Raw genomic sequence first — 22142 nt, forward strand, 5'->3', positions numbered from 1 at the left:
TAAAGTGATTTAATTACTTTTAGTTTTTTAATGGAGGTAGGCATGGCCGTTGCTGCCAATAAGCGCCCTGTAATGACACTTTTTTCTGGGTCAAACTGTATGTACAGTCACCAGGTACGTATCGTACTTGCTGAGAAAGGTGTAAGTGTTGATATTCACCAGGCTGAAAAGGACAACTTACCAGAAGCTCTACACGAGATTAACCCGTATGGCACTGTTCCTACGCTAATCGATCGTGAGCTTGGCTTGTACCAAGCGAATATCATTATGGAGTATCTAGACGAGCGCTTCCCGCATCCTCCTCTGATGCCTGTATATCCAGTAATGCGTGGTCGTAGTCGTTTAATGATGCACCGCATTGAAACTGACTGGTATTCACTTGCTGAAAAGGTCTCTGCGGGTGGTGATGAAGCTGTACGAGCTCGTAAAGAGTTAACCGAAGCACTACTAGCTGTAGCACCTATCTTCAATGAAGCACCTTATTTCATGAGTGAAGAGTTCAGCTTAGTTGATTGTTATTTAGCTCCACTACTTTGGCGTTTACCACAGCTTGGTATTGAGCTGAATGGTGCTGGTAGCAAAGAGCTAAAAGAATACATGCTGCGTTTATTTGAGCGTGACTCATTCCAAGCATCGCTAACGGATGCAGAGCGTGAGATCAGATCGTAATGACGTCTAATCGTCCTTACTTACTACGCGCGTTTTACGAGTGGATTGTTGATAACGAATGTACACCGCATTTAGTGGTGAACGCAGACTTTCCCTCGGTACAGGTTCCAACACAATTTGTGCAAGAAGGGCAAATTGTGTTGAACGTAAGCCCGTCTGCTGTGACGAATTTCTCTATGGACAATCAAGCGCTGAGCTTTAACGCTCGGTTTGGTGGTCAACCGATGCAGGTATATGTGCCAAACGGTGCGGTATTGGCTATCTATGCAAGAGAAAATGGTGAAGGCACGGTATTTACACCTGAAGAAGAAATCTTTGAAGATGAAGAGTTTGATTTGGTAGAAGAGACGGAAGTCTCACAATCGCCAGAGACTAAGCCGGAACCTGAAAAGAAAAAAGGTTCTCACCTTCGAGTGATAAAATAAAAAAACCTGCGGATGCAGGTTTTTTTATGGCTATTGTTTAGATGTACTCAAAGGCTTTAATCACACGTTTGACACCATTAATATTTCTGGCGATTTCTACGGCTGAGTTTGCTTCTTGTTTGGAGACTAAGCCCATTAAGAACACTTCGGCATTTTCAGTAACTACCTTAATATTTGCGCCATTGACTTCGTCGGCCGCCAGCAGTTTGGTTTTAACTTTGGAGGTCAGCCACGTATCATGTGTTTGCGTCGTGATGCCGATGTTTGAGCTTATTCTCAACTGATTATGTACTTGCTTAATCCCAGCAACGTTCTGTAGCGCACGCTCAGCTTCCGTTTTCATTTCTTGATTAGTGACCTGACCAATCATTAATACTACGCCATTAACACTCACCAGCGTGATATTGGCATGATCTGCAAGGCGCTTAATCTCTTTGATGGCAAGCGTACCTTTAATCTCGATATTGTTATCGTCAATTTGTGCACCGATAGTGCGTCTATCATTTGCAGCAGACACCGCACCGGCTGTACCAGCAACTACCGCAGCAGCACACCCTTGTAGTAACAAGATGGCGGCAAGTAAAGAGGTTATTCTCATCATCATACTTCGTCCTGAGGGAATAAAATTGCGTCGATTAGCTCACTTAAACAGTGAGTATTGAATAGTTGTGACTCGATTATCCGGCTTGGGCGTTTACTTGGGATCCGGATCTCTACGTCCTGTGGGCCCAATAGGCCGGTGATTTCACCACCATCATCGCCAACTAACGCGATGACTTTCATATCTCTAGTCAGGGCTGCTTCCACTGCGCCAATAACCGTCTTTTCTTGCCCGTTTATGGCATACGCCACCAGCAAGTCTCCTTGCTGCGCGAATGCGCGTATTTGCTTGGCAAAGCGCTCTCTGGCTTTACCATTTTCTGGTGACGCCAAATTATATTGCTCATTCGTTAGTGCAATCGCGGGCAGACACGGGCGTTCGGTTTCGTAAAAGTTGCTTAAGATGGTTGCGAAGTGGTGCGCCAACATATGATTACTTGGCGCGCCGCAGCAGATGATTTTATTGCCATTGATCAGGCTCTGAGCCATAGTCATAGCTGCGGTTTCTAGTGCTTTAGGCAATACTTCGCCTGCCGCTATCTGCGCTTGAATTGACTCTGTAAATATAGACTTTATAGATTCTTGCATGCTAAAAAATATTTCTAATCCAGTTTATTTCAGGGGGATCGGCCCCTTGAATGGCAACAAAGTCGACTCTAAGTTGCGTGTTATGCAAATTTTGCTGTGCTAAATAATTATAAATACTACGCTTTAATCTTTGAAGCTTAGTTTTTGATAGTGCGTTAATTGCGCCACCAAAGTGACTGCTATCGCGATACTTTACTTCAATAAACACTAAGGTTTGCGACTCTCGCATAATGAGATCTATCTCTCCGTATTTACAGAGATAGTTTCTGGTGACGGGGGTTAATCCTTGTCTTATCAAGAATTGCTCCGCAATCAACTCAAAATGCTCGCCCTTACTCCGTGTGTTGCTAAATAGTCCTTTAAACATCCAGATATCCTATCTGATCAAAGAGTCTCCCACAGGTTTCTCTTGTTGCATAAATAATGGTAGTGGAGGCTGTTCATCCAAGCTCACCAAACGAATTTGTTTATTATGATACTGTGCCCAACTGAGCTTTCGTACTACGTCACTGCCACCGCGGATGCTGAGCTGGCCGGTTAAGCCATCAAAACTTTTTCCCGAAAGCCAAGCCAGTTGGCGCAGCTCGGGGACTAAATTTGTGGCGTCATATGCCATTGCAAACAAGCGCTGCTCTAAGTCGGCCTGCTCAGGCCATAAAGATTGATAGGCATCTCGAAGCGGTGCTTTTTCAACGGCACCCGGTAGCATCCAAGGTTGCTCGGTAAAATAAAGTCCTTCTAAATCGCCCTTATCAGTAACATCAATTTGTTTACTATAGCTGCGAGAGCTGGCATATAAAGGGATCCTGTCGGCAAATGTACTGACATTGACGTCTAAATAAGGTTTGAGCAGTCGAGTTTCCATTGCATCACCTAAAATATAGATGGCATCAATGTCGCGTCTAGAGCGTGTTTCGCTTTTGACCTCTTTGCGAAATAGACTTTTGATGACGCTAGTGCGTGACTTTGAAGCGTCCACCTCTAAAATATCGGTGATGACATCCGCCATATTTTTACTATTAGTGTAATAACCTACTTCTGGTGCGGTCTCACTGTAGCGTTTCCAACCTTGATCAAAATACTCAATTAAACGCTTACCAGAGGCATTCGCTGGAGCCAGTAACATGGGTTTTTTATAGCCTTTAGCAAGAAAGTGCTTCATTGCTTGCTCGACTTCATGCTCAGGATTAAGCGCAAAAAAGTACTGTTCACTACTGCTAGGCGTAAGCGTTTCGCGTGCATTTAAAAACAAAGTTGGGTAAGCCGCAAAACCTTTATCTGCGAGTAGTTTTTCAACGTTGGATTTTAATAATGGACCAATGACAAAATCGACATTTGCCTCAGCAAGTTGCGTTACGATTTCAGACTCGGATGCCATTTCATCAATGAAGAAGACTTCTTCAATCGTCCCTTCGTCAGTGGCAGCCAAGAAACCATTTTTAAGCGCTGTACCGAGTCGCTCGCTCGCACCAGATTGTGGTAATAACACCGCAAGTCTTTTAACTTGGTAAGGTTCGAGCGCAACAGCGCCTTGTAAATCTTTAGGCAGCAAAGCAACCGCAGGGTGATTAGTAAAACGACGACGCCAATTATTCATGGCTTGGTCGAGCTGGACGCTCGAACCCAAATAAATTTGTTGATATTTAGCCAGTGTTACCCAACCACGTTGTAAAACAGAGCCAGAATCAAAGCGCTCTAGAGCGTAACTTGATAGCTGTTGTAGCGCGAGCCAAATCTCTTCGTGTAACCCGGCCACCGCTAAGTTATGTTCATTGGCAATATCGGCCGCTTTAAAGTATTCAACCAACGCTTTTTTTGGTAATTGTTGCGAGGCATAAATACTACCCAGTAAATACTCATACCAAGCTTGGTGTTCAGGGGTGTTGAGTCGCCCCTCTAGCGTGTTTAGGATGGCTAACGCATTGGCATACTGCGATAATTCTTTGCGAGCATATGCGATGTATAATTTGTTTTGAATATGATCAACACTGGCTTTAGCTTCCATCGCTAAACCAATTTGCTCTAACATTTGCCAGTCTTTTTCTAAGATAGCAGCGTCTCTGGCTGCATATAGCAATTGGATTTTGGCAACGCCTTCTTTACTCTGCGCCTTTGCAAATAACGACGCGGCATTGTCATCCGATTGGCTAACGGCTTTAGTTGTTTTAGTTTCTTGAGGGGATTTGGTGACATTTGTACTTGTACTACAAGCGGATAACCCCGACAATATGGCAACTAAAAGCGCTATCTTTTTAAACTGCACAGGCAAACCTTCTTTTTCACGACTGAGTGGATATCTTACTGACTGATATTGGAGAGCTCAATGGCTAATCTTCACAACGAAAACAAAATCGGCACCCTACATATTGTAGCGACACCAATAGGTAATTTAGATGACATCAGTGAACGTGCACTGAAAGTGTTAAGTCAGGTCGATTTAATCGCTGCCGAAGATACGCGCCACACCGGTAAATTATTGAGCCACTTTAGCATTAAAGCAAAAACTTTTGCACTGCATGATCACAACGAGAAGCAAAAAGCGCAGCAAATTTTAGATTGGTTAAACGAAGGCAAAGACATCGCGCTAGTGTCTGATGCGGGTACGCCGCTTATCAGCGATCCAGGCTATGCTGTGGTAAACCTGTGCCGTGAAGCGGGTGCTACCGTTACTCCCGTTCCTGGCGCGTGTGCCGCCATTGCTGCCGTGAGTTGTTCAGGCTTACCAACAGATAAATTCCAATTCGTGGGATTTTCACCAGCAAAAAGCCAAGCGCGTCAGCAATTTTTTAAAGATGCAGTCGCCTCTGGCATCACCAGTATCTTGTACGAAAGCACCCACCGCATTATGGCGAGTCTAGAAGATATGAAAATCGCGCTGGGCGAAACACAACAAGTCGTTTTTGCTAAAGAACTGACCAAAACCTACGAAACCTTTTTCAGTGGCACGGTTATCGAGCTCATTGAGTTTTTAACCGCAACGCCTGAAAAGCAAAAAGGTGAGCTGGTGTTGATGCTACCCGGTGAACAAAGAGATGAACAAGCATTAACGCCAGAAGCGAAAAAGCTGATTGAGTTACTAGAGCCTGAAATGCCATTGAAGAAGGCCTGCGGCGTGGCAGCTGAATATTTAGGGCTAAAAAAGAACGCCTTGTATAAGGCTATCATTGCTGAGCGAGAAGCGTAATACACGCAATTTATCGCGTGCGTTATTGCATTAAAGTGCGTATAATCGCCCGCCTGAGTCAGCCGGATAATCGCTGCCTGTGACGAAAATGACCAGGGGGAGGAAAGTCCGGGCTCCAATGGGCAGGGTGCCAGCTAACGGCTGGGGGGCGTGAGCCTACGACAAGTGCAGCAGAGAGAAGACCGCCTAAGTCCTTCGGGACCGGTAAGGGTGAAAGGGTGCGGTAAGAGCGCACCGGGCCACTGGTAACAGTTGGTTGCAAGGTAAACTCCACCCGGAGCAAGACCAAATAGGGTTCCTTATGGTGTGGCCCGCATCGGAACCGGGTAGGTTGCTCGAGCCTAGGAGCGATCCTAGGCCTAGACGAATGATTATCGATCTCCTTCGGGAGTGAACAGAACCCGGCTTATAGGCTGTCTCATTAATTTTAGTAACCGCTTGATTTGCTTATGTAGATCAAGCGGTACACTAAAATTATCCACCCTCAAATCACATTTCCATGTACCGCTTGGTACACAGTTTTTGCCTAAAAACTCAAATCATAATACAAATTTCAACTTGTTAAAGATTCCTAAGGTATTGATTTAGGTGCTTCTTTTCGCCTGATACACTTTTCACTAACAGTTTGATTTTACAATTCATAAGCGCAATTTTTGTGGTACATGGCTTTGGTACACGGTGCTTGAATCTTCAATGGTTAGTGAGGTGAATATGCGAGCCGTAGTTGGTTGCCAATATTTATACCGCCGTAAGGCCACGTATTACCTTCGGGTTAAAATACCCAAACGCCTTGGCGTAAGGGAAGTTAGGTTGTGTTTAAGAACGGAAGTATTAGAAGTCGCTTTGGTGATATTACAGCGTCTTAAGCCATTAATAATACAGCTAAAGGGGCTTGTCATTCATTCAAGGACGTTAGACACTAGCTTAATAAGCCAACAGCTAAACCAGATAAAAAATGCCATGCAAAAGCAGTTAACCATAGCCGACATAGATCCATTGATAGCCAAGCTAGAGAAGGGCTTTAGCGATGGTGGCCATGCTGTTAATGCCTTGGGTGATAAATCGATATTGGAATTAGATAGCCGATTCAAAGAATTGTTTATCCACATGGCGGATACAGATTCGAATGAAGAGCGGGTAAACCGATTTGCTGAGATTATTAAAGGTTTGCCTGAAGGTGAAAGGTGGTCTTTCCTAGAATCAATGTCTTCGGTGATAAAGCTGTTTACAAGAATTGAGGACAATCAGGCAGAAGGTGAAGGGCTACCACAACAGGTAAATGAACTACTGGCGGAACATGGTTATGCTATTGAGCCAAAAAGCCTGCCTTACCGAGTCCTACTGAGTAAGCTCAAGACCAGTAATGCCGTTAGAGATGAGTTATTAGCGTCCATTTTCAATGAAGACTTTCTAGGAGAGCGAGAAGTCCAAGGCTTATTAGCTAGTGCTTCTGAACCTTTGGTTCACACACCGGTTGCCGATGTGGATAATGAGCCCACAGGCCCACTTTTTTCTGAGGTCTATTCCGAATTCCTTGAATTTAAAATCAAGAAGGAAAAACTCACCGAGAAAATTCAAGCTGACTATGAACGGTTCTACACCGTATGGCAGCTATTGATGGATGATAAGCCTATCGACCAATACAAACCTAAGGATATAGGGCGGTTTATTGATAGGTGTTTTGAACTCCCACGCATGAACATTGCACCTTACAACAAAATGACGTGGCAAGAACGATTGGATTGTGAAGTACCAGAGGAAGATGTGACTTCACCTAAATCGGTTCAAGGTTACTATAAATGGCTGCAAAGCATCTTTGCTTACGCTAAGAAAGACACGGTGGACTACATCAGCTCAAGTCCATGTTCCATCAAGCGCGACTTTACCTCAAACACCCGAGGCGCATTTTCTGATTTGGAACTCGTGCAATTTCTTAATGCGGCTAAAGGTGAAAGTACACTATGGAAGCAGTGGATTATTCGGCTGGGCATATATACAGGCGCACGCCTAGGTGAATTGGTGCAGTTAAGGAAGTCGGATATTCGTTTTGATGAAGAAACAAAGCGCCATTACATATTGATCACTGACGAACACAAGGATCAGAAGCTAAAAACCGAAAATGCGAAACGTAAGATCCCAATGCACACTGCCTTGGTTACTGATGGCTTTCTCGATTTCGTAGCCACATGTAATGAAAAGTTATTTAATGAGTTAGATAAGTCGGTACGCGTAACAGGTTGGATGCCTAGGCTAATGGAATCTATTGGTGTACCAACCTTCAACGAACTAGGTCATAAACGCTCGTTCCACAGTTTCCGCCATACCTTTATTACCAAACTGATGAATGATGGTGTGCCAGTGAACAACCTTCAACAGGTTGTAGGGCATGAGATCAGCTCGTTTGGTATCACTAGCAACTATACCCATAAGGCAACGAGTATTAAGAACTTGGTTGAAGTGGTGGATGCTTTTAAAGTTAGGTGACAAATAATATGGAAAGACAACTCTTTCGCTCAACGAAAGTTGTTGGAATGTTATTTTGATGGATTTTGAATATAAAAATATATGTGCTAAGTTCTTGCCATAATATGGATATAGAGTATTAACAGTATGATAAGCTTATATAAAAAGGTTCTTTCTGAGCAGCCAGAGAACTTGAGTGATACAGAAAAAGTAACTTTCTATTCGAGTGTCTTACGCTCTATTCTGCAAGTGGTTACTTTAACATCGTTGGAGCGTTGCTATAGAAGCTTACCTGAGAATGAGATTGATATAGAGGCATCATTAAACAGGATGCAGCAACCTTCAGATGGACTGCCTGTCGAAATAATAGAGTCCATTTTACCAAGCATGAGAACATATATAGACCGAAACCTTGCTCAAGGTTGGTATAAAGAAGGGAAGTATTCTCGTGGGCTTGGTGCTCAGTTGATTGAATGGGTGCAATTTAGAAATGATACTGTTGGTCACAGTGTACTTTGTGAAAAAAGTGCATCCGAGTGGTCTGGTGTTTGCCTTGAAATTGTGAATCAGTGCCTAAAGGTTTTCAATGGTTTAATGCCCCACTACGACAAAAAAAATGAGCAATTAACGTTGGATGGAAATATTGTTCACTTCCCTTTCGTAAATTTACAATTACCATTAGTTGTTAGGAAAATAGTTTGTAATAAAGGTATCTGGAAGCTTCATGGAAGGCAACTCTCTAGAGTAAATGCTAATAAAGTTGTTCTTGAGTTAGACGATGAGTGTATTTACGCAAGTTCTGTTCAATCAAATGTAGATTCTTATAACTATTCAGATTTTATCTGTTTAAAAGACTCAGAAGAGCAGCATAGTATTCTGCACAATATACCACGTAGGCAAACTGATATATTTGAAGGAAGGAAAAAAGAATTAAGTAAATTATCTGAATGGCTTACTGATGATGATGAAAGAGCATGTTTAGTGTTTGGAGATGGCGGCTTTGGTAAGACAACATTGGTCCTGGAGTTTTTAAATCGCTTGCTGGAAGACAAGATAGATATAGTGAAGCCTAGACCATATGTTATAAGTTTTTACTCTGCAAAAATGACTCGTTGGACTGATTATGGGCTTATCCATTTAAAAAGTGTTGCTGGTGCTATGGATGAGTGTATCCGTGAGTTGATCAGAGGATTCGAGCCCGTACTGACTAAAGACTGGTACGAAGTAAGCAATGATAGATTAATTCAAAAAGCAGTTAATTATCTTCGGGAAATGGGGTTAGATAGAAATGATGTATTGTTTGTATTTGATAATACAGAAACTATAGCAACCTCAACCAATGAGGTTGAAGCTCTAGGGGAGTTCCTACAATCCGTATCGAAAAAAATAGGCAAGATGATTGTGACATCACGGAGGCGTGAGTTTATCAATGCAACCCCTATTTCGGTTAAGGGATTAGATGAAGATGAAAGTACAACATTGTTGACGAGGCAAGCCGAAAATTTCGAAGCTACTCCTTTACTTCAAGCAGGGCCTAATACTTTAAAGAAGGTCAGTAGCCAGTTAATGTATAAGCCACTATTGATAAACTCTCTAGTTAAGCATATCAGTTTGACTAATTGCAGTATTAATGCCGCGCTTGAGTCTCTCTTAAAAAAATCCAGTGGAGAGTTACTTGAATTTTTATATGAAGATGCGTGGGCCCGTATGTCATACAATCAGCAAAGAGTTTATTTGTTATTAGTGCAGGCCGAAAGTCCTTTAGATCACTTCTCTGTTTCAGAAGCATGTAAAATGATGTCAATTCCTTTGACGGAATTTCATATTACATTCGATGAGACGTATTTTGGTTCATTGATGAATCATGGTGAAAAATTCAGCATTGAACTAGAAGAGTTGGCTACCAAGTTCTTTAATAAAAAGATTAATGATTTGCCTGAAAAGCAAAAGGCTAAATTGGCTGCAACAGCTGACGAACTCGACATTGAAGTTAATCGCTTTCATAAAATAGAGAGCGAGTTTAAATCGGATAGAATTGTTGATGCGTTTCGCAGTTCGTTTGCTAAGGCTGCAAGAACACATGTGAGAAAGAAAGAGTACCCAGAGGCTCTCGAGATGTATCAGATGGCTCTGGAAGAAGAACCATTGAATTCAGCATTGATGGACCGCTTTGCTTGGTTTTTATACCATACAATTTCAACTTCTGAATCAAAAGTCAAAGCTGAAGCTTTATGGCGAGATGCTATAAGAATAAATACTTCAAACTGTGATGCACTCGTTAATTTAGCACTTATCAGGTATCGAGAGAATGATTTAGAAGAGGGAGATAAGTTACTTGATAAGGCTAGAGGGTTATCAAGATCTTTTTCTTTTTGTGCATTAAACAAAGCTAAGGCGAGATTTTATTACTGGAAAAGAAATAAAAGGTATTCTGATTCAAAAAGCAGACTCCTTGAATCTGCCCAGTTGATAGAAGAGGCGCGGAAAAATTTAGATAAGAATGATCCGTACTATAGAAAAACTCGTCATGACATAGAAACTTTCAACATGATGTTGAATAAAATAGCAAGCCAAGAAACTAAGAATCTTGCTCCAGTCAAATAGCTACCTCCTAAAGCAACCCCGCTAGCGGGGTTGCTTTGGTGCTAGTTTTCGTCAGTTACTAACAGTTTTTTAGCTTGCCAAAGCTCGCTAGAGAGAGAACCTAGAGTCTTATCTAACTCACCATTGGCAGTTGCATCGATTACAGTCTGGACCACCAGCGGTAGGTTTTCTTTGTCACCTACTTCAATAGCGTGATTACCTTTAGATAGCTCCAAAGGCTTATTAGCATATCGAACTTCAAGGTAATAATTGCCACCTTTGGCATAGAACCAAGGGCTTACCTTCTTGGCGACTTTAACTTTCTCCTGTTGGCCTGTATCTTCATTCTTCTGCCACTTTTCTTTGTAACAGGTGTAGGACTCACCGTTTACCAAAGCCGTTGCCATTTCCAATTGGGTTTGAAGGCGGTTGATTAGCTTGTCACGACGTTTTGTAACTCCACCCAATTTAGTACAGCTATTTCGTAGAATTTTATGCAGCCTCAAGATAGCCAATTGGTGTCATATCGCCAAGTGAATCATGTGGTCGCTCATAATTATAAATATCTAACCACTCATCAGTGATTTCACGTACTTCTTGCAGTGACTCAAACAAGTATAAATCGAGCACTTCTTCACGATAACTTCGGTTAAACCTTTCCACAAAACCATTCTGGTAAGGACTGCCTGGCTCTATAAATTCCAACTTGATGTCATTTTTTATTGCCCAATCTTCGAGTGCCGTTGAAGTAAATTCTGGACCATTATCCACTCTAATCTGCTTTGGTTTTCCTCGCCAAGCAATAATTTGTTGTAGTGTTCTAATAACTCGTTCAGAAGTTAAGCTTGTATCGACCTCAATCGCCAGTGCTTGTCGGTTGAAATCATCCAGCACATTCAGTGTTCTAAAACGATGTCCATAGCTTAATGCGTCACTCATAAAGTCCATTGACCACGATTCATTATGTTGTGTCGGTGCGCTTAATGGTTCAGGTGTTCTTGTTGGAACACGGCGCTTTCCCTTACGTCTCAAGTTTAGTTTTAGCATGTTGTAAACGCGTTCAACACGCTTTTTATTCCACGGCTTACCTTTATTGCGAAGCCTTTTGAACAGCTTAGGCAACCCCCACCTAGGATGGCGCTCTACCAGCGCAAGTAATGCGTCGATAACTTCATCATCTAACGGCCGTTTATGTTTGTAATAAAAAACTGAGCGGCTTAGCCCTGCCACTTCACAAGCAAATGCGACGCTGACGTTAAATTGAGCTCTTAAATGCTCTACCCAAGCTCTGCGCCTACTTGTTTTTACAGCTTTTTTGCGATGATATCCTCAAGCATCGAGTGCTTTAGGCTAAGCGTTGCAAACATATCTTTTAGCTTACGGTTTTCTTCTTCAAGCTCTTTAAGTCGCTTAACGTCTGAAGCTTCCATCCCGCCATACTTTGAGCGCCATTTATAAAACGTACTTTGGCCGATACCATGTTTGCGACAGATTTCTGGCACAGGAATACCTGACTCAGATTCTTTGATCATGCTGACAATTTGGGTTTCGGTGAACTTGCTTTTTCTCATCGTAAATTTTCCTACTTTAGTTAATGGAAAATTCTACTTATGAACTGTTTCATTTTTTGGGGGAGTTACAAATTGGCTGTGAGGGAGGAACTGCTGAAGCCACATTTCCTCCAATTTCCAAAGTTTATCTTCTTTAGTGTTCAATATATCTTGAGCCCGTTGACGAGCCAGACAATCTCTTTTTAATGTCACTTTTAGCCATGCAAATACTGTAGTTATTGCAAAGAATATAAAAGCAATCATTCGGACTGTTTTTGTGGAATTTACAAACTCCAAATATACTTCAAGTTTGAAAACTCCAACGAACCAAAGAATAGAATAGCAAGAAAGCAGCATAGAAATCAGAAAACACCATGTTAGCAATGATTTAAATGAAAATACTCCCCGGTATGATTCAAATGTCTTGTAGTAGTCATTAATAGTTGTGTGCACATTTCTGATCATTTGTTTAGTACCTTACCCCTTAGATGGTGCATTTCCAGCCCAAACAATATGTCCTTGCCGAAGAAAGAAATGGCTTCTGCATCCCACTTGCCTCCATATAGAAGGCGTTAACGTGGGATACTTTCCATTCTTTGAAATCTGCCAAGCAGGTCTGTGGTTTGTAATAAGGTTTAAATGGATTTTGCTTTCGCAGCCACAAGGGCACAACATCACGGCATAGGTGTGAAATTCATTTTCACCGATTACATATAACAGTTTACTCCTGATAACCTCTGGCTCTTCATTTACATATTTAAAATTGTATGTACTGGAGAAGAGTGACCGAAAAAAATGGAAGAGGTCGCTAATTATCTGCTTCATTATGCAACCTCCTTACTTACACTAAACTCCGGCATATCCAGAATAAGCGGCTTATCCCCTAGACCTAATATTGTTTTTGCTCCAGCCCCCTCACTAAATAGGTTTTCTGCTTTCGCTAGCCGAAAATCATTTACCAGACAAAACTGCTGTTCAGCGAATTTTTCATTTGAATCATGTTTATAAACGTGAATCCGAGCCAAAAACTCTAACATTGCAAAGGAGGAAGTATATGTATTTACGGGAATGATCGCAGGACTATTCTCTGGAACGCCTTTTATATACCCTTCACTTAACTTTTTCCTGTACTCGTTCGGTGAAACTCTTCTAAGTGCTTCCGATTCAAGAGTCTGAGGTAATACAGAACGACGTGAGAGATGATCTGATAAACCTGGCTGAAAATAGCCTACTTTACCGCAGATATTAGTTACACCTCCTTCACCATCTGCGACGAGTGAAATTCCTATATCTATCATCGGAATTAAATAGTAGTTGCACACTCGGTTTAATATGCATCGAGCTTCAGCAGAATCAACGCATCCAAAAATAAAGTCACAGCTAGCTACACTTGTTACCACGATGGGGTCAAAAATAGATGATGCATGAGCTGTAACAAATGTACCTAATCCCATTTCGACAACAGCCTTTTTGAGTACATCAACCTTGTAGCTCTTCTTGTCCGCGTCTTCTCGTTTAGCATTGGTAATTCTATTGAGGTTTTTTTCCTCAACAATATCAGGGTCAACAAGTACTAACTCACCAACACCTAGCCGACTTAGTTGCTCTATAATTGGTGAGCCAGTCCCTGAAGTACCTATAACAGCGACTTTAAGTCTTTTAAGGGTATCTCGTGTCTGCCTCCCAAAGACTTGAATATTTCTTAACTCGAATTCTTCGGCTACCTTGAGGTCTTCGCCTTCCTTATGCGAAATAGATATCTCGTTTGAAATAATAGATATTTTGGAAACAATCTCAAATTGACCGTTATCGTCAACTACGCGTGCTATCATTTTATTTTGGGGCAACAATATAGCGCTGAGATTAGGCAGATTGTTACCTAGCCAGTTATATATTGAAGGGAATAACTCGGCATCAGAAGTATCATCAAACTTCGAGAATTCATCATACCCCTCTGGGTGACTGTGAACTTTAACAACCGCCCAGTTGTTATTCTCAGCTTCATCCAAAATGTGTTGAAGGGCAGTTGTTTTCCATACAACTCTGTCTTTCTTTCTTAATACACAATCTTCGAAAGGTATAGGTATAACCTTATGTGCCAACAAAATAGTCTTTTTTGAAGTAACATGGCTGCCACAAAGAATGAATGCTACTGCTTCTTTCCCGTCGCCAGGAAAAAGGTGGTTGTTTAATTCTGTTAATGTAGGCGAAGAAATTTTTAATTCGACGTTCATGACCGCTCCCCTCATCGCTTACTAAATTCTTTAATAAACCAGCTATTCATATACGCAATATGCGTTTCTATAGAGTCAAGCCCTGGGCGCCATGGATTCGAGGATGTTCTGTGCCTTGACCATCTCTGCCATGTTTTGCCATCAAAGTTATCTTGTGTTGTACAATTGATTTGCTTACCGTCTAAACGCTGAAGGCTTGGATAGAAATACGCCATATCGATCTGTGTCATCGGGTAACTTGGGGGTATCTGAAAATATACGTCCGTTTTATCGACCGAATACCCTTTAATAATCGGGTAGTCATAGATAACAACTCGTTTGATGTTTCGCTCTATAACTGTTTCCCATGATAGGCCCAAAGAGTCCAAATAGGTGGTATCGTTTTCAGAGAGTTGAAACTGTCGCCTCGTATTTTGTAATCCTTCAGTCTGTTCGCACGGAATGGTCATAAATCGCTCAATACCAGGAGTGGTAAAATCAACTTTGTCTTCTGGCTTAATCATCTCTGTACGTCCCCCTGCAAACTTTTGATAGAGGGCTCTTTCAGTTGTATTCGAATAGCCTGCAAGAGCAAGGATTTCTTTTCCAAAAAGCCGTGGAGCATTTACAACAAATTTATCTTTGTCGACTTTAATCTTATATTTTTGTTTATGGCCAGGCCCGCAAGGATTACAAGCACAGTCTTCAAGATCAGGTGCTGAGTCGTCGCTCTCTAACTTTTCAACCGCCAGAAATGCAATTTCATGAGAAATAATAAGCTGTTCCTCATCACCTAGCAGATAATCAGGCATATTATCCAAAGTTAGATATAGGGCAACATTACCTAGTTGAATATCGTCTTTTATCTGCTGACCAGAAAGCTTAGCTCTATCTAAATTTCCTCGCTCCTCTCCATTGATACTAAATGAAATAGGCCTTAGTAGTTTATGATTATTAGGAAGATTTGAATTCCCAGAAACAAACTTTTCAGTTCCCTTTATTAATACCAAGTCATTTTTACTAACAGGTATATCGATTTCACCTTCTTGCTCAAGATAAAGTTGTTCACCCTCTACAACAGAAAGTAACTCATAAATTTTTACGCCTTTGTAAAGGCCTGATTCTAGTCTTATATTGGTCATTTAAAACACCATTCTATTTGTACTAAAGATATAGCAAATAAAAGAAGCACTATTGACTACCATTAACTAGGCGATACATAATATCGGTGCGAACTGGTATATATGTATACCTGGGTAATTGGCAAGCTAATGGCTTGCCTTTTATTCACTCAGTTTTAATCTGGATAAATTTATCACTGTTAACCAGATGGTGTAATAATTGATCGATACTCTGGTTAAGTCAAGATTTTTTAACCAGAGTTGTGGTTATTTTTTTATTGGGGAATAAACAAATTCTATGCCGCCTGATGAAGCTACCTTTTCGATTCGTAGTATGTAGCCATCTTGAGCCAGTTTTTTGAGTTTTGAGCTCGCATTAGGAATTGAGATGTCGAATTGAATAGCGATATCAGAGGCTGTGGTCTCATTTCTAAGTAGTACATATTCTAAAACAGAGGTCATACTTGAAGTTAACGTAGGGCCCAATGTTTTGTATTTATCGTCAAACCACACTGTTAGCGGTTGCTTTTTAAAGAGTGCTGCATAATGCCAATTATCTAATAAATCATTATCTTCAGGATCAATACCGACTAGGTATACACCCTTTTCTCCACTAAACTGACGAGCGATAGAGACAACACTTTCTCTAGGGAATGAGGCATCAGATCTTGTAATGCCATCCAAAGAGATTTCAACCAAACTCGACTCGGGGTGGTTTTGTATTATTTCTAAGAGTTTCTGATATACTTCTTTACCTTCTCGATTTCCGTGAATATCAGAACGAGCTGTCAGATCTCTAAGTTTAATTTGGATTTTATTCTGGTTCATAGTCTTTCATTTAAGCAGAACGTGTTCAATTAAGCAAGCTTGAAATCGAAACAAATGTGAGTACCTGGCAGTTTAGGTAAATTAGATGCCTCTTCAGAAATCGAAATTTCTCCACTTTCTAATCTTAGGATTACAGACATATTTTCTTGCCTAATTGTCAAAGTTGCTCCATGTTCTCTTATCCCCTTACTACTTTTAAGTAAGCCCAGCCCTCGACCATCATCCGGATTTAGATTTAGTCTGCTAAGTCCTCCCATAGAGAAGGCTTTTGCTATTAGCTCAGCATCACTATAATCTGAAACATCAAATTCCAAATCTTTGCATTTTTCAAGTGCTGGTCTCAGCGTAGCTGCAATCCCGAGCCCCGCATCAGATATTACAATTTGAATATGTGGTCTATCACTATTAGCACCGTATAATTGAAGTCCTGCGATACCATCGATTTTAGAGTTGCTATGTTCGACAACATTATTACACAATTCGGAGAACACATTATAGGCAGCACCTTCAAACTCCTTTGTTGAAAGGGTAACAAATTTTGAGGTTAACGCATCAGGAATCGACTCATCAAAGTCTTCAACATTAATGCTATCAAGCTCAAGCAAAGAAGCTGCATTTCCCCTACATGCATCTGCCATAGACGTTTCCGGTTTTTGTGGTGTAACAGTGATTGATTCGCTTAAATGAATAAAGAACCCAGCTCTATCTAAGTAAGAAAAGGCTTTCCCTGTCTCGCAAAACTTTAACTCGACTAGCTTTCCAGCTAAAACTAAGCAATTAGCTAAGTATAAAATTCTCGCCCCAGCATCTAGCATGACAGAACATTCTTCAGGGAAAACTACAAGCATACCTTTAATCTGTTCCCTGAACGGACATCCACATTTTCTAAGGCTTTTTTCAAATGAATTCGCTGTGATCCAAGTATTGCGTAACTCTAGCACTACGTAGCTATGGTTTATAATGTGCCACCCAAAATCAGGATCTTGAATGTATTTATCTTCACCATGTAGGTACTTATTTGCTTTTTTTTTATCTAGCTTTAAATCTTTGGCAATTCTTTTGGCCTTTCGCCCAGGATGCTTCATCAAATATTCGTCTAAGACTTTTTCCAATTATTTTTCCTGTAGATGATTATATTAATAACAACACTTTTATTGGGGCTATAAATGCTAGTTTCAACCCATTCAAATAGTGTTTTTTCCATATTATCAATTGGCTAGTTATTAACAATTGCCATAAACCAGTAAGTCAACTCTATTGGTGATACTGGAAATTTTATTACTTACATAAGTAGCATTCATAGGTATTTGTCTTATTAACTATCAATAAATTTATAGATATCTAAAGGCAATTGGAAGTCTAACAGTTTCTTTTGTAATTGAGCTATTCAGTTAACTTACCGGTTGACTCAGAAATTTTAGTAACCGCTTGATCTTTCAAGCGGTTTGCTAAAATTCCAAACATCTCCATATAAATCCGTGTACCAAAGGTACATGGTTTGGTACACACCAAAAAATTCCCAACCATCTCAAACCACATTGTTTTTAGTCTATCCAGATTGTCATTGGACGATTCAGTTAACTTATAGGCTGACTCACACCTCAAGCGTAAACATCCCAACATGAGATGTTTACGCTTGAGACTCCCTCTTTATCACCTCACGGTTACCTTGTTAAAAACGCCACTTATTTGTATATCTCACCACTTTTCGTTAATTTATTCACTAATTTTCACTTGCTGTATTTATTTAAACTGCTGATAAATAATGGTTTTTAAGGTTGGTGCAATACTTGGAAAGATAGAGCCATCTCTCAAGCGAAAATGAGTAATGGAACTATCATGTACAAGAACAACAAAGTTTTACTATCAACCCTGTTATGGTTTGGCACGCTTTTATGGTCGGCATTATTTTCATCCTTGGTGAAGGCTGAGTCGGTAGACAAGCTGATCAAAACCCTCATGAAAGAAAGGCATATTCCGGGCTTACAGTTAGCCGTGGTTAAAGACGATAAAATCATTAAGCAAGGAAGTTATGGTTTTGCAGACTTACAGCATCAAGTGCCTGTGACTGAGCAGACGTTATTTCCGATTAATTCGATGACAAAGGCGTTTACCGGTGTTGCGATTGTACAGCTCGCTGAGCAAGGTTATCTAAACATTGACGATGAAATTGGTAAGCACTTACCCGATTTACCAAAGGCTTGGCAGCAACTTAAAATTAATCAATTAATGGGTCACACCACAGGTTTGCCGCCGATCCTTGCATCAAATTATGCCCTAGAAACCATTGTACCGAACGATGTGGAAGCCTCATGGCAAGCTGTGCAAAAGCAGCCTCTTCAATTTACACCTAACTCGCGTTTTAGTTATAACCAAACCGGCTATGTGATTTTGGGTAAAATCATTGATAAATATGCACCTAAAGGGTTTCCTGCTTTTATTACCAAGATGCAGTTAGCACGTGCCAATATGCCAAAAACAGCGCAGGCAGGTTTTGATTATCTTGAACTTATGGTGCCAAATCAGGCTCGCCAATATATTCATTTAGGTGAGGGGAATTACAAAAACTTTTACGGCGAATTCCCCTATATGTTGAGAACCGCCGCGGGAATGAGTTCAACCGCAACGGAACTAGCTAACTATGTTGTATCACTACAACAAGGCGAGCTGGTTAAAGAGTTAGATATGCTATGGACGCCAGTTAAGCTGAACAACGGGCGTACAGAAGCCTTTAACACCAAGGAAAATGGCTATGCAATGGGCTGGCAAGTGATTCAGCGTAAATATCACCCAGCGATCAGCGCAAGCGGAGGAAACGCGACTACGGTGATCACCTACCCTGAAGACAAGGTTTCTGTGATTGTACTTACTAACCTGTTGGGTGGATTACCCATTGAGTTTGTTGATAATATTGCCGCTTACTATATTCCCAACTTTAACGACGCTAGTAAGCAAAAGGCCTACCAGCCGATGGCGTACTTAAAGCAGCTTACAGATAAACAAGGCTTTGCCGACTTTGCGGCTATGTTTGCAAAAGCGCAGCAAGATACCGGTGTAATGTATGATTTAGAGATCTTGGTGGAGTGGGGCAATAAGCTTGTTGAAGATGGTCAAGTTAATAATGGTATCGAAATCTTTAAATTTGCACTGACACAAAATAACGAGCAGCCATATTACCACAACAGCATCGCGCAAGCGTATGAGTTAAATAAGCAGTATGCACAAGCACTTGAGCATTATCAGCAGTTACTTGCGATAAACCCAAACAGTCAGTTCGCAAAAAATAAAGTAGCGGTAGTGAAGGAGTATCTTTAACTCTCCATAAGATTGTGACGGCAGCCTAAGCAAATCGAAAGCCGCAAGTTCAATTACTTGCGGCTTTTTGGTATTTAACCTGAGGTTTGGATAAGAAATGAGCTAATTCATTGTTTTTAATATTACATTAAATTATTTCCTTATCTAGCCAGAAAGTTTTGGGGATAACACCGCTTCCGCGTCCTGCTCTCGCTAAGGTACCTACATCCTGTAGGCAAGGCGAATTTACGCGCCAATAGCTGGCTATTGGAAGTGAATTCAACGCAGTTAGCGCAAAAACTGGCTGCTAGAAAGGCATAAATTATCCGAAGCTCTGGTTATTTACTATTGGCAATAAATCGCTGTCTATACTTAACGAAGTATTAGAAGCTGCGGTATACTACGCAATCACCTATTTGAGCTATGTACTGCTATAGACATAACTAGTACAGGCCATTGATAGTAAACCTGATTGAGAAAGTCATACCATGAGCCAACAACCTACTCCACCCTTTGAGCCACAAACACCCAACCACTGTATTGATGCCTTTCGCCGCTTTAGCGTTGCACCCATGTTAGATTGGACGGATCGCCATTGTAGAACTTTTCACCGTAAGCTGACTAAAAATGCGGTGCTTTATACTGAAATGATCACCACAGGTGCGATTATTTTTGGTAAAGGGGATTATTTGGCATTTGGTGCGCATGAGTTGCCTGTGGCATTGCAGTTGGGTGGTTCTGATCCTAAGGCGTTGGCAGAGTGTGCTAAGCGTGCTGAGCAATATGGCTACAGTGAGGTAAACCTAAATGTGGGTTGCCCGTCAGATCGCGTGCAAAATGGTCGCTTTGGGGCATGTTTAATGGCTGAGCCTCAGCTCGTTGCTGATTGTGTGGCGGCGATGAAGGCAGAAGTGAATATTCCGGTAACGGTAAAAACGCGCATTGGTATTGATGAACAAGACTCTTATGAGTTTCTTACGGCGTTGATTGAAGCCTCGCAGGCGGTGGGCTGTGATGACTTTATCATTCATGCCCGTAAAGCATGGTTGCAAGGCTTAAGCCCGAAAGAAAACCGTGAGATCCCACCATTAGATTATCCTCGTGTTTATCAATTAAAGAAAGACTATCCAGATCTGCATATCAGTATTAATGGTGGTGTTAAAACTCTTGAGGAATGTCAGCATCATTTGGCTCACCTTGACGGCGTAATGGTTGGCCGTGAGGCTTATAGCAACCCGTTTATGTTGTCGCAGGTTGATGAGCTGCTATATGGCGAAGCTGCGTTTACGCAAACACGTCATCAAGTCGTAAGAAGCATGTATGGCTACTTTGAAAGTGAAATGTCGAATGGTGCAAACTTTTGGCATATTGCGCGTCACATGTTGGGTATTTTTCAAAATCAGCCCGGTGCGAGAGGTTTCCGTCGTCACTTATCAGAAAACGGTCATAAAAAAGAGGCTGGTATTGAAGTGATGGAAAAGGCGCTGTCTTTTGTACCTGAAGTGTAAAATATATTGCTCCAATCCTATGTGTGAAAAAGACGATTTTATCGTCTTTTTCACTATTTAATGTCTCTCAGTAAATCTATTTTTCTTTTTAAAAAACCTTAACTCAATGATTTAATTTTGTTTTTATTTTTGGCACGGCTCTTGGAATAGTCTAATTATATTATAAAAGGAGCCGAACAATGACCATCATCAACAGAATTGAAGATCTTATCAAAGCAGAACTTAACGCGTTACTAGACAAAGCGGAAGACCCACAAAAAATGGCAACTCAGTTAGTGCGTGATTTAGAAGAAGCGCTATCTGATTGTCGTGCAACGGCAGCTGAGTTTATTTGCCAACAAAAAGTAGCGCAGCGTCAAGTTGAGCAAGCAAATAAAGCTGCGGCAACGTGGCAAAGCAAAGCCGAACATGCTCTTGAAAAAGGTCGTGAAGATCTTGCCCGCTCAGCCCTTGAGCAAAAGCAGCGAGAAACCGAAAAAGCACAAGAAGCACAGCAAAAAATTGATGATCTAACGCCTGCACTTGAAAAACTCAGCACAGATGCGGACAAGTTGCAAAGCAAAATTCAGCAATTAAAGGCAAAAGAAAAGGCCATGTTGCGCCGCTTGGAAACTGGTAAGGCAAGGTTAACCATCAAACAAACGCTGAATAGTGACGACATGCGCTCTGCAACGCGCAAGTTCGACGAGTTAGAGCGTAAGGTGTCGCGCCTTGAAGCTGAAGTCGAATCCTATGACTTAGGGCAGCCTGATGTATGGCAGCGCTTTGAAGATGAGCAAAAGCAACAACAAATCGACGATGAATTAGCCCAACTGAAGCAAAAAATGGCGAGCTAGGCTTGCCTCCTACACCAACTGAGCAATCAAAGCGAAAGGGGATAAAGATGAAAAATAGATATCAATCAACACTGTCTCAAATGAATAGTTCAAAGAAAATTGGTGGCGTATGTGCGCAACTAGCACAACGTTTTGATATGCCAATTTGGTTAACGCGTTTACTAACGGTATTGCTGTTTTTTAAGTTTCCAATATTTGTAATGCTAGCGTATGGCGTCGCTTGGTTTGCAATGCCAAAAGCGCAATACGAAAACTAAGTAACGGCGACGAGGTAGGCACT

General features: G+C 41.3%; 20 protein-coding genes and 1 other RNA gene. 10 read left to right on the plus strand and 11 right to left on the minus strand.

All coding sequences use genetic code 11. From position 1 onward, the window contains the following. Positions 1–42 precede the first annotated feature (42 nt). Together sspA and QSH61_RS01860 are read left to right on the plus strand one after the other, a co-directional pair. Complete coding sequence (sspA, locus tag QSH61_RS01855) at positions 43–669, plus strand: stringent starvation protein SspA (RefSeq protein ID WP_206473437.1); 627 nt, start codon at positions 43–45, stop codon at positions 667–669. After that, the gene (locus QSH61_RS01860) at positions 669–1094 is read left to right on the plus strand and encodes a ClpXP protease specificity-enhancing factor (protein WP_010605921.1); all 426 of its coding nucleotides are present in this window, start codon (positions 669–671) and stop codon (positions 1092–1094) included. Before sspA ends, QSH61_RS01860 begins: the two co-directional genes overlap by 1 nt. A 37-nt stretch (positions 1095–1131) precedes the next feature. On the opposite strand, the gene dolP is transcribed toward QSH61_RS01860, so the two are convergent. The 4 genes from dolP to QSH61_RS01880 are packed head-to-tail and all read right to left on the minus strand — an operon-like array spanning position 1132 to position 4545. Further along, on the minus strand, positions 1132–1698 hold the full coding sequence (gene dolP / locus QSH61_RS01865) for a division/outer membrane stress-associated lipid-binding lipoprotein (RefSeq protein WP_017219053.1): 567 nt from the start codon (positions 1696–1698) through the stop codon (positions 1132–1134). Beyond that, the gene (locus QSH61_RS01870) at positions 1695–2282 is read right to left on the minus strand and encodes an SIS domain-containing protein (RefSeq protein ID WP_010605919.1); all 588 of its coding nucleotides are present in this window, start codon (positions 2280–2282) and stop codon (positions 1695–1697) included. Before QSH61_RS01870 ends, dolP begins: the two co-directional genes overlap by 4 nt. A 1-nt stretch (position 2283) precedes the next feature. Then, complete coding sequence (locus QSH61_RS01875; protein WP_174170494.1) at positions 2284–2649, minus strand: YraN family protein; 366 nt, start codon at positions 2647–2649, stop codon at positions 2284–2286. A 9-nt stretch (positions 2650–2658) separates the two neighbouring features. Next, entirely contained in the window at positions 2659–4545 is a 1887-nt protein-coding gene (locus QSH61_RS01880) for a penicillin-binding protein activator (RefSeq protein ID WP_206473439.1), read from the minus strand. A 60-nt stretch (positions 4546–4605) separates the two neighbouring features. Between QSH61_RS01880 and rsmI the strand changes: the two genes are divergently transcribed. The 4 genes from rsmI to QSH61_RS01900 all read left to right on the plus strand — a co-directional run bounded on the left by rsmI (position 4606) and on the right by QSH61_RS01900 (position 10533). Continuing rightward, the gene (rsmI, locus tag QSH61_RS01885) at positions 4606–5466 is read left to right on the plus strand and encodes a 16S rRNA (cytidine(1402)-2'-O)-methyltransferase (protein WP_206473442.1); all 861 of its coding nucleotides are present in this window, start codon (positions 4606–4608) and stop codon (positions 5464–5466) included. A 54-nt stretch (positions 5467–5520) separates the two neighbouring features. Beyond that, an RNA gene (rnpB, locus tag QSH61_RS01890) (RNase P RNA component class A) lies at positions 5521–5891 on the plus strand. 253 nt (positions 5892–6144) lie between these two features. After that, a complete protein-coding gene (locus QSH61_RS01895) occupies positions 6145–7950 on the plus strand; it encodes a DUF3258 domain-containing protein (protein ID WP_206473444.1) in 1806 nt (601 codons plus the stop codon). A gap of 126 nt (positions 7951–8076) precedes the next feature. Next, positions 8077–10533, plus strand: coding sequence for a hypothetical protein (locus tag QSH61_RS01900; protein WP_206473446.1), 2457 nt, complete (start codon positions 8077–8079; stop codon positions 10531–10533). Between the two features lie 41 nt (positions 10534–10574). Here the strand turns inward: QSH61_RS01900 and QSH61_RS01905 are convergent, their stop codons facing one another. The 7 genes from QSH61_RS01905 to QSH61_RS01930 form a co-directional block, all read right to left on the minus strand. Next, positions 10575–10979: a DUF6641 family protein gene (locus tag QSH61_RS01905; protein WP_206473448.1), complete on the minus strand. Its 405-nt coding sequence runs from the start codon at positions 10977–10979 to the stop codon at positions 10575–10577. A 25-nt stretch (positions 10980–11004) separates the two neighbouring features. Next, positions 11005–12083, minus strand: a protein-coding gene (locus QSH61_RS01910; RefSeq protein ID WP_286123036.1) for an IS3 family transposase whose coding sequence is annotated in 2 segments (ribosomal slippage) — positions 11005–11831 and positions 11831–12083 — 1080 coding nt in all. Because the reading frame shifts where the segments join, the coding sequence is not laid out codon by codon here. 456 nt (positions 12084–12539) lie between these two features. Further along, on the minus strand, positions 12540–12887 hold the full coding sequence (locus tag QSH61_RS24280) for a ubiquitination-like system serine protease family protein (protein WP_353477785.1): 348 nt from the start codon (positions 12885–12887) through the stop codon (positions 12540–12542). Next, entirely contained in the window at positions 12887–14296 is a 1410-nt protein-coding gene (locus tag QSH61_RS01915) for a ThiF family adenylyltransferase (RefSeq protein ID WP_206471649.1), read from the minus strand. The genes QSH61_RS24280 and QSH61_RS01915 overlap by 1 nt, the downstream gene beginning before the upstream one ends. An 11-nt stretch (positions 14297–14307) precedes the next feature. Continuing rightward, positions 14308–15417 carry a multiubiquitin domain-containing protein gene (locus QSH61_RS01920; RefSeq protein WP_206471650.1) on the minus strand — a complete coding sequence of 370 codons (1110 nt, stop codon included), beginning with the start codon at positions 15415–15417 and terminating at the stop codon, positions 14308–14310. Positions 15418–15663: 246 nt separating this feature from the next. After that, positions 15664–16224: a MarR family transcriptional regulator gene (locus tag QSH61_RS01925; RefSeq protein WP_206471651.1), complete on the minus strand. Its 561-nt coding sequence runs from the start codon at positions 16222–16224 to the stop codon at positions 15664–15666. A gap of 29 nt (positions 16225–16253) precedes the next feature. Beyond that, positions 16254–17336, minus strand: a complete 1083-nt coding sequence (locus QSH61_RS01930) for a hypothetical protein (protein WP_206471652.1) — start codon at positions 17334–17336, stop codon at positions 16254–16256. A 727-nt stretch (positions 17337–18063) separates the two neighbouring features. Between QSH61_RS01930 and QSH61_RS01935 the strand changes: the two genes are divergently transcribed. The 4 genes from QSH61_RS01935 (at position 18064) to QSH61_RS01950 (ending at position 22119) form a co-directional block, all read left to right on the plus strand. Next, entirely contained in the window at positions 18064–19539 is a 1476-nt protein-coding gene (locus tag QSH61_RS01935; protein WP_206471653.1) for a serine hydrolase domain-containing protein, read from the plus strand. Positions 19540–20006: 467 nt separating this feature from the next. Next, positions 20007–21026: a tRNA dihydrouridine(20/20a) synthase DusA gene (gene dusA / locus QSH61_RS01940; RefSeq protein ID WP_206471783.1), complete on the plus strand. Its 1020-nt coding sequence runs from the start codon at positions 20007–20009 to the stop codon at positions 21024–21026. 179 nt (positions 21027–21205) lie between these two features. Beyond that, positions 21206–21862, plus strand: coding sequence for a PspA/IM30 family protein (locus QSH61_RS01945; RefSeq protein WP_206471784.1), 657 nt, complete (start codon positions 21206–21208; stop codon positions 21860–21862). 47 nt (positions 21863–21909) lie between these two features. Beyond that, the gene (locus tag QSH61_RS01950; protein WP_010605902.1) at positions 21910–22119 is read left to right on the plus strand and encodes a PspC domain-containing protein; all 210 of its coding nucleotides are present in this window, start codon (positions 21910–21912) and stop codon (positions 22117–22119) included. The last annotated feature ends 23 nt before the right edge of the window (positions 22120–22142 follow it).

Source organism: Pseudoalteromonas sp. JC3, assembly GCF_030291895.1.
Classification (GTDB): domain Bacteria; phylum Pseudomonadota; class Gammaproteobacteria; order Enterobacterales; family Alteromonadaceae; genus Pseudoalteromonas.